This is a genomic window from Salinivibrio sharmensis (genome assembly GCF_001995985.1).
Taxonomy (GTDB): domain Bacteria; phylum Pseudomonadota; class Gammaproteobacteria; order Enterobacterales; family Vibrionaceae; genus Salinivibrio; species Salinivibrio sharmensis.
The window spans coordinates 1-18,008 of the sequence record NZ_MUFC01000003.1; the positions used below are offsets into that span (position 1 = coordinate 1).

14 protein-coding genes and 1 pseudogene are annotated in these 18,008 nt (G+C 51.4%); 9 read left to right on the plus strand and 6 right to left on the minus strand.

Annotation, left to right across the window (positions count from 1 at the left end; translation table 11 throughout):
* Positions 1-360 precede the first annotated feature (360 nt).
* The 5 genes from ruvB to aspS all read right to left on the minus strand — a co-directional run bounded on the left by ruvB (position 361) and on the right by aspS (position 5,553).
* Positions 361-1,374 (minus strand): Holliday junction branch migration DNA helicase RuvB, encoded by a 1,014-nt coding sequence (ruvB, locus tag BZG74_RS03530; protein ID WP_046075362.1) that lies wholly within the window; start codon positions 1,372-1,374, stop codon positions 361-363.
* 3 nt (positions 1,375-1,377) lie between these two features.
* On the minus strand, positions 1,378-2,007 hold the full coding sequence (gene ruvA / locus BZG74_RS03535; RefSeq protein ID WP_069361235.1) for a Holliday junction branch migration protein RuvA: 630 nt from the start codon (positions 2,005-2,007) through the stop codon (positions 1,378-1,380).
* 307 nt (positions 2,008-2,314) lie between these two features.
* A complete protein-coding gene (ruvC, locus tag BZG74_RS03540; protein ID WP_046075360.1) occupies positions 2,315-2,836 on the minus strand; it encodes a crossover junction endodeoxyribonuclease RuvC in 522 nt (173 codons plus the stop codon).
* Positions 2,837-3,583: a YebC/PmpR family DNA-binding transcriptional regulator gene (locus tag BZG74_RS03545; RefSeq protein ID WP_046075359.1), complete on the minus strand. Its 747-nt coding sequence runs from the start codon at positions 3,581-3,583 to the stop codon at positions 2,837-2,839.
* Between the two features lie 185 nt (positions 3,584-3,768).
* A complete protein-coding gene (gene aspS / locus BZG74_RS03550; protein ID WP_077665833.1) occupies positions 3,769-5,553 on the minus strand; it encodes an aspartate--tRNA ligase in 1,785 nt (594 codons plus the stop codon).
* Between the two features lie 254 nt (positions 5,554-5,807).
* Here aspS and BZG74_RS03555 point away from each other — a divergent pair, with 254 nt between their 5' ends.
* From BZG74_RS03555 to BZG74_RS03590, 8 genes and pseudogenes are all read left to right on the plus strand, one after another.
* A complete protein-coding gene (locus tag BZG74_RS03555; RefSeq protein ID WP_077771378.1) occupies positions 5,808-6,686 on the plus strand; it encodes a DUF72 domain-containing protein in 879 nt (292 codons plus the stop codon).
* 133 nt (positions 6,687-6,819) lie between these two features.
* Positions 6,820-7,548, plus strand: coding sequence for a carboxy-S-adenosyl-L-methionine synthase CmoA (gene cmoA, locus BZG74_RS03560; RefSeq protein ID WP_077771379.1), 729 nt, complete (start codon positions 6,820-6,822; stop codon positions 7,546-7,548).
* Between the two features lie 27 nt (positions 7,549-7,575).
* Positions 7,576-8,547, plus strand: a complete 972-nt coding sequence (gene cmoB / locus BZG74_RS03565) for a tRNA 5-methoxyuridine(34)/uridine 5-oxyacetic acid(34) synthase CmoB (RefSeq protein WP_077771380.1) — start codon at positions 7,576-7,578, stop codon at positions 8,545-8,547.
* Between the two features lie 344 nt (positions 8,548-8,891).
* Complete coding sequence (locus BZG74_RS03570; protein ID WP_077771381.1) at positions 8,892-9,680, plus strand: ATP-dependent zinc protease family protein; 789 nt, start codon at positions 8,892-8,894, stop codon at positions 9,678-9,680.
* Between the two features lie 9 nt (positions 9,681-9,689).
* Positions 9,690-11,192, plus strand: a pseudogene (locus BZG74_RS03575) (inactive transglutaminase family protein); the annotation flags it as partial.
* A 43-nt stretch (positions 11,193-11,235) separates the two neighbouring features.
* Positions 11,236-12,243, plus strand: coding sequence for an alpha-L-glutamate ligase-like protein (locus BZG74_RS03580; RefSeq protein ID WP_077771383.1), 1,008 nt, complete (start codon positions 11,236-11,238; stop codon positions 12,241-12,243).
* A gap of 138 nt (positions 12,244-12,381) precedes the next feature.
* Positions 12,382-12,894, plus strand: a complete 513-nt coding sequence (locus tag BZG74_RS03585) for a VC2046/SO_2500 family protein (protein ID WP_077771384.1) — start codon at positions 12,382-12,384, stop codon at positions 12,892-12,894.
* A gap of 257 nt (positions 12,895-13,151) precedes the next feature.
* Positions 13,152-13,799, plus strand: coding sequence for an SDR family NAD(P)-dependent oxidoreductase (locus tag BZG74_RS03590; protein ID WP_077521223.1), 648 nt, complete (start codon positions 13,152-13,154; stop codon positions 13,797-13,799).
* Positions 13,800-14,005: 206 nt separating this feature from the next.
* Here BZG74_RS03590 and adhE read toward each other — a convergent pair whose 3' ends face one another.
* A complete protein-coding gene (adhE, locus tag BZG74_RS03595) occupies positions 14,006-16,735 on the minus strand; it encodes a bifunctional acetaldehyde-CoA/alcohol dehydrogenase (protein WP_255566388.1) in 2,730 nt (909 codons plus the stop codon).
* 561 nt (positions 16,736-17,296) lie between these two features.
* On the opposite strand from adhE, the gene BZG74_RS03600 reads away from it, so the two are divergent.
* Positions 17,297-17,935: a YchE family NAAT transporter gene (locus BZG74_RS03600; protein WP_077459195.1), complete on the plus strand. Its 639-nt coding sequence runs from the start codon at positions 17,297-17,299 to the stop codon at positions 17,933-17,935.
* Positions 17,936-18,008 lie beyond the last annotated feature (73 nt).

Consider the following 18,008-nt stretch of genomic DNA (forward strand, 5'->3'; position numbering starts at 1 on the left):
AGTTAAATTTTATCTAATTAAGGTATAACTAATATTATAGGTACAACAATGGGGTGTTAATCGCGTTTTGCTCGGTTTGTCGACTCGGCTGCAAAAACAATAAGGCAAACCAACCAAGATACAAAACTGTGATTAACCGCGAAGAAACTGGGTGAGACGGAGGCATTAACGGAAGCCACTTCTCATTGTCTCGTCACCAGCAACCGCTAGCAGATGGGGCTACGATAAGGGTTCACGTGCTACATAACCTTAATCTAGATCAAAAAACCCCATTGGTTGTCAGCCAATGGGGCTGTTTTAGCAAAAAACGTCTTGATCTTGATTAAGGTTTGCGAGGATTTTCCGCTCAGTCTTAGCCGACTAGGTTTTCGGCAAATCAAAGCCAAAGTGCAAATAGGCACGCTGGCTGGCAATCCGACCACGTGGTGTGCGTTGCAGGTAGCCTTGTTGAATCAAATAAGGCTCGATCACATCTTCGATGGTGTCTTTCTCTTCGCCAATCGCCGCCGCTAAGTTATCAAGCCCCACCGGCCCGCCATCAAACTTCTCAATAATGGCATTGAGTAGCTTGCGATCCATGTAGTCAAACCCTTGGCTGTCGACATCGAGCATATCGAGCGCGCGTTGGGCTATGTCAGCACTGATATCTCCCGTGCCTTTTACTTCGGCATAATCTCGCACACGGCGGAGCAAGCGGTTGGCAATGCGTGGCGTACCACGAGAACGACGCGCCACTTCCATCGCCCCTTCCTCGTCGGTTGATAATGCCAAGCAATGGGCGCTGCGTTTCACGATACCGGTTAGATCCCCCACGCTGTAATACTCTAAACGCTGAGTAATACCAAACCGGTCACGCAAGGGCGATGTCAACGAGCCGGCGCGGGTGGTGGCACCAATCAGGGTAAACGGCGGTAAATCGATTTTGATTGAGCGCGCGGCAGGCCCTTCACCAATCATAATATCTAGCTGATAGTCTTCCATCGCCGGGTACAAGACTTCTTCTACCACTGGGCTTAAGCGATGGATTTCATCAATAAATAATACATCGTGAGGCTCAAGGTTGGTGAGCAAGGCGGCCAGATCGCCGGCTTTTTCTAACACGGGGCCCGACGTAGTGCGAATATTGACGTCCATTTCATTGGCAACAATATTGGCCAAGGTGGTTTTACCCAGACCTGGCGGGCCAAAAATCAACAGATGATCGAGCGCCTCTTGGCGTTTACGCGCAGCATGGATAAAGATTTCCATCTGATCACGGACATGATTTTGCCCCTGGTAGTCTTCCAATAACTTAGGACGAATCGCGCGGTCGATCACCTCTTCTTCCCGATCAGGGGTGGTTTGCGCCGAGATTAAACGATCAGCTTCTATCATGGGTTACACCATTGAACGCAGCGCGTGACGGATCACGTCTTCGCTGCTCATATCATCAGTTGCAATTTGTTTAACCACTTTCTCCGCCTGCGCCGCTTTATAACCCAGTGCGACCAAGGCGCTTACCGCCTCATCCGCGGCAGACGATATGGTGGTTGGCGCTGCGCGTAGGGCTGCGCCCTCAGCCGTCGCAGCATCCGTGTGCGGGGTAAAGAGGTCGAACGCTTCCCAATTTTTAAGCCGGTCACGCATTTCAACCACCAAACGTTCCGCGGTTTTCTTGCCCACGCCGGGGATTTTCACTAGGGTCGAGACATCGTTGTGCTCGACACTGTCGACAAAGTGGTTAGCCGTCATCCCCGATAAAATCGCTAACCCCAGTTTAGGTCCCACACCATTGGCCTTGATCACTTCCCGAAACAGCGCCCGCTCACGTTTACCGCTAAAACCATAGAGAAGTTGCGCATCTTCACGCACCACAAAATGAGTATACACGGTGGCAGTTTCGCCCACCTCCGGCAATTGATACAAGCAGTTCATCGGCATGCTCACTTCATAGCCGACGCCGTTCACATCGATCAAAATCTCAGGAGGTTGCTTTTCTATCAGGGTTCCCTGTAATCGGCCTATCACAATCGCATCTCAGTTTGTTACTTTGCCCCCAAGGATAAAGAATAACTGGATCTATATCCAGTCGGATTGAGGGGGATACGGATTACGGATTACGGATTACGGATTACGGATTACGGATTACGGATTACGGAAAAGCGTAACGTGCCTGTCCCTGTAGAAACAGTTCCTAGGGCCTAGGATCCTAGAACCTAGGCACTACTTCCTGCTCTTCCCGTATTCTGTAAGCGAAGCGCTCTGTATTCAAAAATCCCGAATATATGCATTCCCACGCAGGAGCGTGGGAACGAGTAAAGAGTAAAAAGCGCTTTTACCGATACCGACCGCGGCGGGCGGCGTTGGCTTTGCCGGCCATGGCGATGAGGGTGTGGTTGGTGTGGGCATGGCAAATGGCAACCGCGAGAGCATCGGCGGCATCGGCTTGCGGGGTGGCGCTGAGCTTTAACATATGGGTGACCATATGCTGGACTTGCTTTTTATCCGCACTGCCTTTTCCCACTACGGCTTGCTTGATAAGCCTGGCGGCATATTCAGAGACAGGTAAATCGGCGTTTACCGCCGCAACAATGGCACTGCCGCGTGCTTGACCCAGTTTAAGCGCTGAATCCGCGTTGCGAGCCATAAATACTTGCTCAATAGCAAAGTTATCCGGCTGAAACTGCGTGATGACTTCGCTCACCCCTGCGTAGATGTGTTTCAGTCGACCGGGTAAGTCGTCTGTCTCGGTACGAATACAGCCACTACCGAGATATTCAAGATGCCGACCATGTTGGCGGATCACCCCATAACCGGTGATCCGCGAACCTGGGTCAATTCCCAGTATCACTGCCATTTAGCTTAAACTCGCTGCCACTTCGTCCGAGATATCACCGTTATGGTAGACTTCTTGCACATCGTCAAGGTCTTCTAGCATATCGATCAAACGCAACAGCTTGGGAGCCGTGTCTGCATCTAACTCCGCTTTGGTCGATGGCACCTGCGTCACTTCGGCACGTTCAGCCTCAAACCCGGCTTTATCCAGTGCATCTTTCACATAGCCAAAGTCATTAGGCGTGGTGTACACATCCATTGAACCGTCGTCATAGGTGACCACATCGTCCGCGCCGCCTTCGAGCGCTGCTTCCATCACCGCATCTTCTTCAAGGCCAGATGGGTAGGTGATCACCCCTTTTTTATCGAATAAGAAGCTGACTGAGCCATCGGTACCCAGGTTACCACCGGATTTTGAAAACGCATGGCGCACGCCTGATACCGTGCGGTTGCGGTTATCGGTCATGCACTCCACCATCACCGCCGTGCCCGCAGGGCCATAACCTTCATAGATGACGGTTTCCATGTTCTCGTCACCTTCGCCGCCCGCACCGCGTGAAATCGCACGGTTGATGGTGTCGCGTGTCATGTTGTTTGACAGTGCTTTATCCACCGCGGCACGTAGGCGTGGATTGGTTTCCGCCTCGGGGCCACCCTCTTTGGTTGACACCACAATTTCTCGGATAAGCTTGGTGAAAATCTTACCGCGCTTCGCGTCTTGAGCGGCTTTACGGTGTTTAATGTTCGACCACTTACTGTGACCTGCCATATCGACTCTCCGTTTTTTGCGCTCCCCTCACGTGAAAGGAGTAATAAGAAAAAACGCGCCTTGGCTTTTCAGTCTGAGGCGCGTTGAGACAGTAACCTTGCAACCTTGATATCACTGCGTCATTGCCGCAGCTATCGGCCCCAAGGATAAGACGGGCAAGGCTATTTGCCCGTCATCAGGCGAATTTATTCGCTGTGTTCGTTTTGCTCTGCCGCCGCGGTAATGCTCAGCGCCAGCTCTTCAAGCGCCGCGTCATTGGCAAGGCTTGGCGCGTCAGTCATCAAGCAGGCCGCAGCGGTGGTTTTCGGGAAGGCAATCACGTCGCGAATGTTTTCGGTGCCGGATAGCAACATCACCAGGCGATCCATACCAAACGCCAAACCTGCGTGTGGTGGAGTACCGTATTTCAATGCATCCAACAAGAAGCCAAATTTCTTGCGCTGCTCTTGCTCATCGATGCCCAGCGTCTCAAAAACGGCCGCTTGCATTTCTGGGTTATGGATACGCACCGAGCCACCGCCCACTTCGTAACCATTAATCACCATGTCATACGCGTTAGAGTTCGCCGCCGCCGGATTTGCCACCAGCTCTTCAGGTGTTACGTCTGTCGGCGCAGTGAACGGGTGGTGCATCGCATGCAAGTTACCTTCGTCGTCTTCCTCAAACATTGGGAAGTCAACCACCCACAATGGTGCCCACGCTTGGGTGTCGGTCAATTCAAGATCCAGGCCTAATTTCACGCGCAGTGCGCCCAGCGCTTCGGTAACGACAGACTTTTTGTCTGCGCCGAATAGGATAATGTCACCGGTTTGCGCCTCAGTGCGTGACAGAATGCTTTCCACCACTTCGGCATTGAGGAACTTGGCCACCGGCGATTGAATGCCATCAAAACCGGCGTCACGGTCGTTGACTTTCATCCACGCCAAGCCTTTGGCGCCGTAAATGCCAACAAAGTTGGTGTATTCATCAATCTGCTTGCGCGACAAGCTGGCACCGCCTGGCACACGAATCACAGCCACGCGGCCTTTCTCATCGTTTGCCGGACCAGAGAATACTTTAAACTCTACGTCTTTGACGATATCCGCGACATCGACGATTTCGAGCGGGTTACGCAAATCTGGCTTGTCAGAACCAAAACGGCGCATCGCTTCTTCATACTTCATGGTTGGGAACGCGCCCAAGTCCACATTGAGCAGTGATTGCCACATTTCACGGATCAATTGCTCGGTTACCTCGCGCACTTGGTCGGCGCTCATAAATGAGGTTTCGATATCAATCTGGGTAAACTCTGGCTGGCGATCGGCACGCAAGTCTTCGTCACGGAAGCACTTCACGATTTGGTAGTAGCGATCGAACCCGGACATCATCAGCAACTGTTTGAACAGCTGTGGTGATTGCGGCAACGCATAAAAATTACCTTTGTGCACACGGCTTGGCACCAAGTAATCACGTGCGCCTTCTGGGGTCGCTTTGGTGAGTACCGGGGTTTCGATGTCTAAAAAGTCATTGTCATCGAGGAAACGACGAACAAAGCTGGTGGCTTTAGCACGCAGTTTAATCCGATCGCTCATTTCAGGGCGGCGCAAGTCAAGGTAGCGATACTTCAGGCGCTGCTCTTCGGAAATAAACTGGTTAAAGTCAATCGGCATCGGTGCACTGCGGTTGATGATCTCCAACCCTTTCGCCACCACTTCGACTTCACCTGTGGCCATATCACTGTTGATCTGGCTCTCTGGACGCGCACGCACTTCACCACGGATAGTCAGGCAAAATTCGTTACGCAATTTGTTTGCTTGCTCGTAAACATCACCCATATCAGGGTCAATCACAACTTGCACCAGACCCTCACGGTCGCGCATGTCGATAAAAATCAAGCCGCCCAAATCACGGCGGCGGTTAACCCAACCACAAAGACTAACTTCTTGCCCGACGTGGGCTTTATTCAGGTGACCACAATACTGGGTGCGCATAGATTATTCCTGATCTGTTCTGATGATTCCGCTTGCCCCTGGGGCACAAGCCTGCCAAATACTGAGGGGAATTCGGGTAACAGCGTCTGTCGTACCTGACGGTACGCCCCCATGAGTGCCGTTACTGTCAAAGCCTGCCATTATAAAGGAAAAGCCCCGCTCTTGGTAAAGCGATCGCGCTTAAAACCGATAGTTTTTTTGTTCAATTCCTTTTAGGCTAGTGCCCTATTGGTTGGCAAGGCATCATTACGGGCATGGTACCCCTATTACACCAAGACCTGAATCCGCCCTTACGATTGGGGCTGACGCAATGGTCTCATCCCAGTTGGCAGCATCATTTTTACCCGCCAGGCACCAAGTCGGGAGAGCGTTTAGCCCGCTATGCAGAGGTGTTTAACACGGTTGAAGGAAATACGACCTTTTATGCCTCCCCGTCGCCGCAAACGGTGAATAATTGGGCGGCCGCCATTCCAGGCAGTTTTCAATTTACCTTTAAGCTGCCTAAAACCATTACCCATCAATGCCAGTTACGTCATGCGCAAGACTTAACCGCCGACTTTATCAAGCTGATGGCCCCACTCCATGACCATATTGGTCAGTGGACGATTCAGCTGCCGGCGCGTTTTGGTCCGGAGGGGTTGCCCAGCTTAGACGCGTTTCTTACAACGCTGCCGCGCGATTTAGCCATCGGTGTCGAAGTGCGTCACCCGGCCTTTTTTGCCAAAGGCGACGCAGAGAAAGCGCTCAACCGACTGTTGATCGATCATCACGCCAACCGCGTGATCATGGACAGCCGCCCGGTGTTTGCCGCTAAACCCGACACCCCTGCTATTATTGATGCGCAAAAGAAAAAACCCCGGGTGCCGGTGCACGCCATCGCCACCAGCGACGCCCCCATGGTGCGTTTTATCGGCCATCCGGACTTGCCCGAAAACAGCGCGTTTTTTGACCCTTGGATCCCACGCTTATCCAAATGGATAGCCGCGGGCAAAACGCCCTATTTAATGATTCATACCTCAGATAACGACCAGGCCCCTGCACTGGCAGCACAGTTATATCAACGTCTTGATTTATCAACGCCACTGGCTTCCGTCACGCGCGCCGCGCAAAGTCAACAAGGGGCATTGTTTTAATATCCGCCCCACGCGACGCAGTCACCGTGCAGACAGGGGCAAAAAAATTCACTACAATACGCCGCTTTTGTGGCTGGGTTTACGCGCGTCACGCGCGAAAGCCTGCCAGCTTGGCTGATGTGTAGGGGCTTACATGGCTAATCAGGATAAAATTTTCGCTGCGCCTATCGAAAAAATGGGCGACTTTACGTTCGATGAGAATGTCGCCGAAGTGTTCCCGGATATGATCCAGCGTTCGGTACCGGGTTACAGCAATATTATTTCGGCAATTGGCATGCTGGCCAAACGCTTTGCCACCCCTGACAGCCACATTTACGATCTGGGCTGCTCATTGGGCGCAGCCACTTTATCGATGCGCCGTCATATTGCTCATGACAGCTGCAAAATCATCGCGGTGGATAACTCTCAAGCCATGGTTGAGCGTTGCCGCCTACATGTTAACGCCTATCGCGGCGCCGCCGATGTTGAGGTGCGTGAGGATGACATTCGCGATGTCGAGATAACCAATGCGTCGATGGTAGTGCTTAATTTTACCCTACAGTTTTTAAGCCCTGATGACCGCCAAGCCCTACTGACTCGCATTTACCAAGGCTTAAAACCTGGCGGGATCCTGATTTTATCCGAGAAGTATCGCTTTGAAGATGACACCGCCAATGAGTTACTCATCGACTTACACCACGACTTTAAGCGCGCCAATGGCTATAGCGAGCTTGAGATCAGCCAAAAGCGCAGTGCACTTGAGAATGTGATGCGCCCAGACAGTATTGCCACCCACCAAGCGCGACTTAATGCCATTGGCTTTAGCAGCGTCGCCATGTGGTTCCAGTGTTTTAACTTTGGTTCAATGCTGGCGATTAAGTAAGACCAACCTGACAGTACGAGTAATCTGATGTTTGATTTTTCCGATTTTTATCAGCTGATTGCTAAAAACCGCCTGAGCCATTGGCTCGAGGTGTTGCCAGCGCAATTAGCTGACTGGCAAAACCAGCCCCATGGCGATATGCCTAAGTGGATAAAAGTGCTGCACAAGATCCCAACCACCGCGCCCGAGACGGTTGAACTGAAAGACGCGGTGCGTATTGGTGATGACGGTAGCTTGCCTAATGGCGAGCGCAAAAAATTAGAAAACTTATTGCGCACCTTGCACCCTTGGCGTAAAGGCCCGTACCAGGTACACGGCATTGATATTGATACCGAATGGCGCTCAGATTGGAAATGGGATCGCGTACTGCCGCATATCTCGCCGCTAAAAGGGCGGTATGTGCTCGATGTCGGTTGCGGCAATGGCTACCACATGTGGCGCATGTTGGGCGAAGAAGCCGCACTGACAGTAGGCATTGACCCGTCCGAGCTCTTTTTGATGCAATTCGATGCCATTCGTCGCTTGATGGGCAACGATCAGCGTGCGCACCTGTTGCCTTTAGGGATTGAAAAACTACCTGCGTTGCGCGCATTCGACACCGTGTTCAGCATGGGCGTGTTGTACCATCGCCGCTCCCCGCTCGATCATCTGATGCAACTTAAAGATCAGTTGCGTAAAGATGGCGAGCTGGTGCTGGAAACCTTGGTTATCGATGGCGATGAAAACGCGGTGTTGGTGCCAACCAGTCGCTATGCACAAATGCGCAACGTCTACTTTTTCCCGTCCGCGCGTGCGTTAAAAGTCTGGCTAGAAAAAGTAGGATTTGTCGATGTGCGTATTGTCGACGAGTGCGTCACCACCACTGATGAGCAGCGCAGTACCGAATGGATGACCCATAACTCGCTGCCAGATTACCTCGACCCCAACAACCCCGCGCAAACCGTAGAGGGCTACCCGGCGCCCAAACGCGCGATCTTAGTGGCTCGCAACCCAGACTAACTTGTCGAACCTAAAAACAACACTACCGCCAGTCGCCCTCCGGCTTGGCGGCGGTGTTGAAGCGTCTTTACCTGGCATCCACCCCGCCCTGACGTCACGCTCGCAATCGCGCCGCTTGTATTGAGGGCCTGTGTTTTATTTCATCGCTTGAGTGCTTGTTTGCTAACGACTTTGCTTTATTACCGTCGATTAAATCAGCATTCAGTCAATTCTGACTAACATTTGACAGAATCCCCCTACCCATCTTTGTCCCATCCTTTAGAATTTGCTCTCGCCGTCGCCATCAGGGCGCTAATGCCTGTGACATGGCTAGCCGCAATCCTTCTTATGCTGTGGAGATTTAGATGCTATTTCGTTGCTCACTGATCAGTGCGCTTTTACTTACGGTGTCCGGCTGCACATTGACCTCGCAGCACCAACATCAAGAAACGCTCAACAAATTTGATAACCTGGCAGCCCAAAGCCAGCAACAACAGCAAGCGCTCACCGAGACCTTTACTCAACATGGCACAGCGTTAAATCAGTTGGCCGATAAAGTGAATGCGCTCGAAAGCCAACTGACCGTGATTCAGCGAACCCAAGCCAAACTGTACGCTAACGTGGCAACCGACACCGCTGATGTAAAGGTGAAGGAAAAAGTGGTAAGAGTCCCGGTTAACGATGGCAAGGTTATTCTCGGCGGACGCGAATTTGTCTGGTTTGATGCGGTCGAAAACACCTTTCAATCCCGCGTAGACACCGGAGCTGAGACCTCCTCACTCAATGCGGTGGATATCCAAGAATTTGAGCGTGACGGCGACACCTGGGTCAAATTCAACGTCAACCATAGCGAAAACAGTGACCAGCCAGTGTTCATGGAAATGCCGGTGAAACGCTGGGTGCGCATCCGTCAATCGTCAAGCGATAGCACCGAGCGCCGCCCAGTGGTCGAAGCCTGGATTCGTGTCGGCAACATCCATGAAAAAACCGAATTTACGCTCGCTGATCGCACCAACATGGAATATCCGGTGCTGCTCGGCCGCGAATTTTTTAAAGACTTGGCGGTGGTTGATGTCAGCCAAGTGCACATTCACCCGCAATATCAGCCGGACACGCCAACGGAACCAGGCGATGACGACGCCCCCAACAAATAGGTAATCGATATGGTTTCACGGGTTCCTTTTTATTTTTTGATTGGCTTTTTGGTCGTCGCTGGCATCGCACTCAGTGCCTACCGTCATTTTGTCTATGGCGTGCCATGGCTTGCGGATGAAACGCGTCAAGTGTGGCAAATCGAGGCAAGAATCAATTTTGATGCCACCAACGGGCCGGTTAAAGTCAGTTTGGCGGCACCAGATAGCCAGCCTGGTCTGACTCTGATTGATGAAAGCACCTCATCAGCAGGCTACGGGTTTTCTTTACTCGATACAGAGCATGGCCGCCAAGGACAGTGGTCGGCACGTCACGCCAGTGGTGAACAAACCCTTTATTTTAAAAACCAGATGCTGGTCGATGACAGCGCGCGCTACACCATGACCCCACCAGAGGATGAGGTGGTGGCGACGCCTGTCATGGATAATGCGGCTAAAAACGCCGCACTCGCACTGCTTGACCGTGCTCGCGCTCGTTCTGCCGATAACATCACCCTGACCCGCGAGCTGATTAAGCAGCTTAATAGTCCTGATAGTCAAAACGCTGCGTTGCTGCTCAACACACTGGATAAACCCGATGCGCTGCGTAAAACCTTGGCCCTTGAAGGCATTCATGCGCGCGTGGTGGGCGGTTTAGAGCTTGAAGATGGCCGGCGCCGGCAAAGCATTTCTCCCATGCTGCAAGTGTGGCAAGACAGCCGCTGGCATTTGTTTGACTTGGTGAGCGGCCAAAATGGCCATCACGATAACATCTTGCTTTGGAACCAACATGGCGGGCCCCTGTTAGAAGTGATCGGTGGCGAGCATAGTCAGGTGCATTTTTCTATTATCTCGCAAGATATCAGCCCGCAACAGGCAACCTCCGCCAAGGTCTCCGCTGACGATTTGCTCAACTTCTCCATCCATAGCTTACCCATCGAAGAGCAGGCGATGTTCAAAACCATCATGCTGATCCCGATTGGTGCGCTCATTGTGGTGTTCTTACGGGTGATTGTGGGGCTCAAAACCTCTGGCACCTTTATGCCAGTGCTCATTGCGGTCGCCTTTGTCCAAACTCAGCTCATCACCGGCATTGTTGGTTTTGTGCTGATTGTCGGCACGGGGCTGGTGATCAGAAGCTACTTATCCCGGCTCAATTTACTCTTGGTAGCACGAATATCGGCGGTGATTATCACCGTGATCCTGATTATTTCCGTCTTTAGCGTGATTGCCTTCCACATTGGTTTGATGGAGGGACTCACCATTACCTTCTTCCCGATGATCATTTTGTCGTGGACCATCGAGCGGATGTCGATTTTATGGGAAGAAGAAGGGGCGAAAGAAGTGGTCATTCAAGGCGGTGGCTCACTGCTGACTGCGGTGTTGGTGTATTTAGCGATGACCAATGATCTGCTCCGCCATCTCACCTTTAATTTTATTGGTCTGCAGTTGGTGATCCTCGCCCTTATCTTGCTTCTGGGTAATTACACGGGCTATCGCTTGTCGGAGCTCAAGCGCTTCCGCCCCTTAGCCGAGCCAAGTGACAAACCGCTCGGGTTGGCACCTTCAGGAGGGGATGATGCGCGCACTTCTCGATAAATTAGCCTCCCCGTTTCGGCTTAACCAATCGGGGATCATGGGCATGAACCAGCGCAACATTCGCTATATTGGTCGCTACAATGACCGGCGTTTATACCCGCTGGTTGATGACAAACTACAAACCAAACTCATCGCCCAACAAGCTGGCGCCACTGTGCCTGAGCTGATTGGGGTGATTGACAGCCAAGCGGATGTCAAACGCATCCACGCTATGGTCGCCAACTGGCCTGGTTTTGTGATTAAGCCTGCACAGGGCTCTGGCGGAAAAGGCATCTTAGTGGTGACAAAAAACCACCAAGGTGTCTATACCAAAGCCTCGGGGAAAGCAGTCAGCCATAATGATGTGGAGCGCCATATCACCAATACCCTAGCGGGCCTGTTTTCGCTCGGAGGTAAAGCCGATGTGGCGGTGGTCGAAAACTTGATTGCGTTTGATGATAGTTTTCAAGGCTTCAGCTATGAGGGCGTGCCCGACATCCGGGTGATTGTCTTTCAAGGTTATCCCGTGATGGCGATGATGCGCTTATCGACCTCAGCGTCTGATGGCAAAGCTAACTTACACCAAGGTGCCGTTGGCGTGGGGCTGGATATTGCGACGGGTAAAGCATTGAAAGCGGTTCAGTTTAATCGCCCTATCACCCACCACCCCGATACTCACCAAGATCTCTATACCCTGAAAGTGCCTCACTGGCAGCAGCTGCTTACCCTCGCCGCCAGCGCGTGGGAGATGACAGACTTGGGTTATATGGGTACCGATATGGTATTGGATAAAGAAAAAGGTCCGATGGTGTTGGAGCTCAATGCCCGCCCAGGCCTCGCCATTCAAATCGCTAACGGCTGTGGCCTATTGCCTCGCCTTGATCTGATTGAATCACTGCCGCCTTGTCGCTACCCACCGCTACCGGAAGACCGGGTGGCGTTTTCAATGCAACATTTTGCTGGCCAAAGCACGCGCTCCTTGCAACCTCGGCTTGCCCAAGCAGGCTAATTTACCGTGCGGAGCACGTGAGAAGACAAAGCCGAACAGGCACGCACTGGGTAAAATAAAAAACGTTAAAGTTTTACCCTCGCTGCCGATACCCTAGTTATCACTATTATCGACCGCGTCATAACTAGGGTAACCGCAGTGACAGTTCATACCATCGACAAAGCGCAGCTAATTAGCGACGTTCAGTTTGGGGACAACCTAAACCATGCGGTGGTACAAGGCCGTCGTTCCGACTTTGCCCTGATGATGGCGCTATTGTCTGGAGATGCCAACGAGTCAACCCCGCTGACTCCCGTCGATAAGCCAGTCAGCAATGACCAGGTGCTCCGTCAGCAGTTCCAGCTGGCTGAACCACAACCTCTTGCAGCCAGCAATGAAGAAGACTATCAACGCGCTAGTGCGCAAGCCGATGCCTTTCATCGAGGCGGACTGGCAAGTGCCAACCTCCGTTTCCAACTCGCCCCTGCGGCAATGCACTATCCCCCTCAAGGCACACATGGGTTTGACGAAGCGGTCTATCATAATTTGTCTGGCCACGAGCGCCGTCATTTAGCCGATACCGAGCCCAAGCGCCCCGCCTATAACCCTGCCACCTTGTATGAAAAACTCACCACTTCGCATTGCTTTGATAAAATGCGTGTGAGCGCATAATGCGTCAGATCGCAAGTCGATCTTGATGACATTTGTTGATCCTTTATCAAACTGTGATCCTCTATAGATTCCCGATATTCTTTTTGCCATTCCTCCTGACGTTTTGCGTCTTTTTTTCGCAGTCCTCGTATTTATGGTCCAGTATTACACTCCCACGCTTGAATAAGGTGTGAGTAAGCTGTCACTTTCTCGTGATTTGCTTGGGTAAAAAATGCATCAGTCTGTTTTAACAGCCTGATAATTATGAGGAAATTCTCATGAAGATCGATAGCGCAGTGGTCGTCATTACCGCAGGTGGCTCACCGTCCGGACGCGCCATGGCTGAGCACTTTTGCTCGCTTGGCGCAAACGTGGTTTTGCTCGATACCGAGTGGCCAGCACTACGCCTAAGTGCCGATCAATGTCGCGACTACTTGGGGCGTGTTCAGCCTATTTGTCTCGCCGATCATGAGCCTGATTCGATTCACGATGCGTTCACCCAGGTCACTCAGCTTTTTGGTGGGATTGATGTACTGATCAATCATTGGCAAGGGGATGTTTTGCCTAGTCTGTTTGACAGACAAAAACACTACGATGGCCCCAAAACCCTCAGTGATACCACGTCACAATATTTTCTGGTGGTCCAACGCGCAGCAGAATGCATGCAACAACGCGGCACACCTGGTGTGATCATTAATGTCGCGGGCACTCACCTCACGCCGGATACGGTTGCCAACGCCATGATTGGCGGCTTGACCCAACGGTGGGCGAAGGAGCTATCAGCACTGAAAATTCGTGTCGGCGGTATTGTTCCGCGCCATCGTCACCAGGCGAACAGCGGCATTGATGATGAATTTATTCGCAATGCCGAATACATCGTCTCCAACGATTCTTTTAACGGCCGGTTGTTAGAGGCAAGTGGGTGAGAGGGAGCTAGGTCCGAGAATCCTAGGGCCTAGGAACGGCTTTACGCTTTTTCCGTATTCCGTAAGCGAAGCGTTCTGTATTCAAGAGCCCGATTCAGGCGTAGTGCTAGGACTTATGTTCAGCCGCCAGGTTAGCAATCACGCGGGTAAAATCAAAAAGACCCGCCGGAGCGGGTCTTTGTCGTTAAGCGGTTGCCTAGGGTCTATTAGGCGTCTGCTTTTTCATCTTTTTTCACAGCTTTCGCGGCTTTAGTCGGCGCGGCGGCTGGTCGGTCATCTTTCTTCTTGATCACCGTGGTGCCTTCAAAGGTTTCACATTCTACGTATGGTTTACCGTAGTAAGACGCAACCAACACATCTTTCAACTCTTTGATCAGTGGATAGCGTGGGTTAGCGCCTGTACATTGGTCATCGAACGCCTCTTCCGCCAGCTCATCCAGTTTGGCCATGAAGTCTGCTTCTGGTACACCCGCCGCTTGGATAGAGGTTGGGATGTCTAGTTTCAACTTCATGTCTTCCAACCAGGCTAGCAAACGCTCAATCTTCTGTGCGGTACGGTCACCGGCTTGAGCTAGGCCAAGGTGGTCAGCGATTTCTGCATAGCGACGACGTGCTTGTGGGCGGTCGTACTGTGAGAAAGCTGTTTGCTTGGTTGGGTTGTCATTGGCGTTGAAACGCACCACGTTGGAAATCAGCAATGCGTTCGCCAAACCGTGTGGTAGGTGGAACTCAGCACCGATTTTGTGCGCCATTGAGTGACACACACCCAAGAAGGCGTTAGCAAACGCGACACCGGCAATGGTGGCACCATTGTGCACTTTCTCACGTGCGATTGGGTCGTTTGCACCGTGCGTATAGCTCGCTGGCAGATAGTCTTTCAGCAGTTTCAACGCTTGCAGAGCTTGCCCTTCTGAATACTCGTTAGACAGGATAGACACGTAGGCTTCCATCGCGTGAGTAATCGCATCGTAACCACCAAAGGCAGTCAGTGACTTCGGCATGTTCATCACTAGGTTGGCATCCACAATTGCCATTTGTGGTGTCAGCTCGTAGTCGGCCAGTGGGTACTTCGCGCCCGTTTTATCGTCTGTCACTACCGCAAATGGTGTCACTTCTGAACCGGTACCTGATGTGGTTGTCACACAAACCAGCTCGGCTTTTTTACCCATTTTCGGGAATTTGTAGATACGTTTACGGATGTCCATAAAGCGCATCGCTAGCTCTTCGAACGCCGTTTCAGGGTGCTCGTACATCACCCACATGATTTTCGCAGCATCCATCGGTGAACCACCACCTAGGGCAATAATCACGTCTGGCTGGAAGCTCTTCATCGCTTCCGCACCTTTGCGCACCACGGTCAATGTTGGATCCGCTTCTACTTCAAAGAAGGTATTCACGTCCATGCCTTGCGCTTTAAGCATTGACTCGATTTGCTCAGAATAACCGTTGTTAAACAGGAAACGGTCCGTCACGATCATCGCGCGTTTCTTGTCTTCTAAGTCACCCAATGCGATTGGCAAGCTGCCGCGACGGAAGTAGATCGATTTTGGTAGTTTGTGCCACAGCATATTCTCAGCTCGCTTCGCTACGGTTTTCTTGTTCATCAGGTGTTTAGGCCCAACGTTCTCAGAAATTGAGTTACCACCCCATGAGCCACAGCCCAATGTCAGTGAAGGTGCAACGTTAAAGTTGTACAAGTCACCGATACCACCGTGCGTGGTTGGAATGTTCACCAGAATACGTGCTGTTTTCAGGCGATCACCGAAATACTTGATACGGTCTTGGTTAACGTCTTGGTTGGTATACAGGCCAGAGGTATGACCGATACCGCCCATTTCCACCATTTTGCAAGCCATGTCGACCGCGTGCTCAAAGCTTTTAGCGCGGAACATACCTAGGGTTGGAGAGAGTTTCTCGTGCGCAAACTCTTCTTCAATGCTGATTTCCAGCCCTTCACCAATCAGGATTTTAGTGTCTGATGGCACGCTTACGCCGGCCATCTCCGCAATCTTAGTGGCAGGTTGGCCCACGATATCAGCGTTAAGGTTACCGTTGATAAGTAGTACCTTACGCACTTTATCGGCGTCTGCTTTGCTCAATACATGGCCTTTGTGCGACGCAAAGCGTTCTTTCACTTCATCGTACACTTCGTCCATCACGATAACCGCTTGCTCTGACGCACACACCACGCCGTTATCGAAGGTTTTTGACATCAGTACAGACGCGACAGCACGTTTAATGTCAGCGGTTTCATCGATAACCACAGGCACGTTACCCGCACCCACACCAATCGCCGGTTTACCTGATGAGTATGCCGCTTTCACCATGCCTGGGCCACCGGTCGCCAGAATCAGGTTAATGTCGTCGTGCTTCATCAGTGCGTTAGAAAGCTCAACTGAAGGTTGGTCAATCCAGCCTATGATGTCTTTGGGTGCGCCCGCAGCCACGGCTGCATCAAGAACCAGCTTCGCCGCATCATTGGTCGAGTTTTTCGCACGTGGGTGTGGCGAGAAGATGATGCCGTTACGCGTTTTCAGTGAGATCAGTGATTTGAAGATCGCAGTCGACGTTGGGTTAGTGGTTGGCACGATACCGCAGATAAGGCCAACGGGCTCGGCGATAGTCATGGTGCCGAATTCGTCATTCTCTTCCAGAATGCCGCAGGTTTTGTCGTCTTTGTATTTGTTGTAGATGAACTCAGAGGCGAAGTGGTTTTTGATAACCTTGTCTTCGAGGATACCCATGCCTGACTCTTCAACCGCTTGTTTCGCCAGTGGGATACGCGCGTTGTTTGCAGCCAGTGATGCGGCACGGAAGATCTTATCTACTTGCTCCTGTGAATAGGTGGCAAATTCTTGTTGTGCCTTTTTGACACGCTCAACCATCGCGTTGAGTTCAGCAATATTAGTGACAGGCATAGTCGTCTCCTGGTTCATATTTGAAAATCATTTAGTAATTGCTTGCCGCAGCGTCTTGGCTTACTAAGCCTTGTTTATCTTTACTTAGTGTCGCCGTTCGGTGCGTGGCATTTAGTAAATAACTTTCAAAACTGAGTATAAGTTTTCACAGCGTGAGTAACTTGATCTCGATCAGTTGTTATCAAATCAACCGCAATAAAATTTACGCTTAACCCCCACAATCACTGGGTTTAATATTTTTGTAGCACAGAACACATGTGTCTAAAATTTTCATCACAGTAACATATAATTTACATGGCAAGGCAAATATAAATGTCGATACTGTATGTAAATTTCAACAAAAAACCCGAAAGACGGTTGTTTCTGTTCACGACATCGACCCTCAGTATAGTTTGCCGAGCGAAAGTTGCATGACGATAAATCGTTTGGGTTATCAGCGAAAGCGGGTTCAAAACGCGCAACTATTGCATTCAGAAAATAATAGCTGAGTGGTTGGTTTTTAGGCTGACATCGCTATACTGGCGCCATTGATTTAACCCGAGAGAAACTGGACTTCCTCACAGCATTACGAGAGTCACCATGGCCGCTTTCGACACCATGATTTTTGTGCAGTTTTTTGTCGGGCTTTTTGCCGCCGTTAACCCTATCGGTATCATGCCCGTTTTTGTCACCCTCACCGTACATCTTGATAAACAAGAACGAAACCGCACGGCATACACCGCCGCCATCGCGGTGGCGATCATCTTGATTGTTTCCTTGCTTGCCGGACAGATGTTGCTGGATTTATTCAGTATCTCACTCGATTCATTCCGGGTAGCCGGTGGCATGCTGCTGCTCAGTATCGCTTTTACCATGATGAACGGTAAGTTGGGGGAAGGTAAGCAAAACAAGCAGGAGCAATCCGAGACCATCAGCCGTGAACAAGTGGGCGTGGTACCGCTAGCGATGCCACTGCTCGCGGGGCCAGGTGCGATCAGCTCAACCATTGTGTATGGCTCTCAGTACCCAGATACGTGGAGTACGATTACACTCATCACCACCCTAGTGCTGTTCTCTGCAGGGATTTGGGGGCTGTTTAAAGTCGGTCCTGCAGTGGTGAAATTTTTAGGCCAAACGGGTATCAACGTTATTACGCGGATAATGGGCCTTATCCTTGGTTCCCTCGGGATTGAGTTTATCGCCTCTGGCATGCGCGCCTTGTTCCCCGGCCTTAGCTAAACGCGCGATAAGCCCCTTCAGCGCGTAGAGATAGAAAATCGGCACGCAGTCAGTTGCCGTGCCGGTTTTTTGC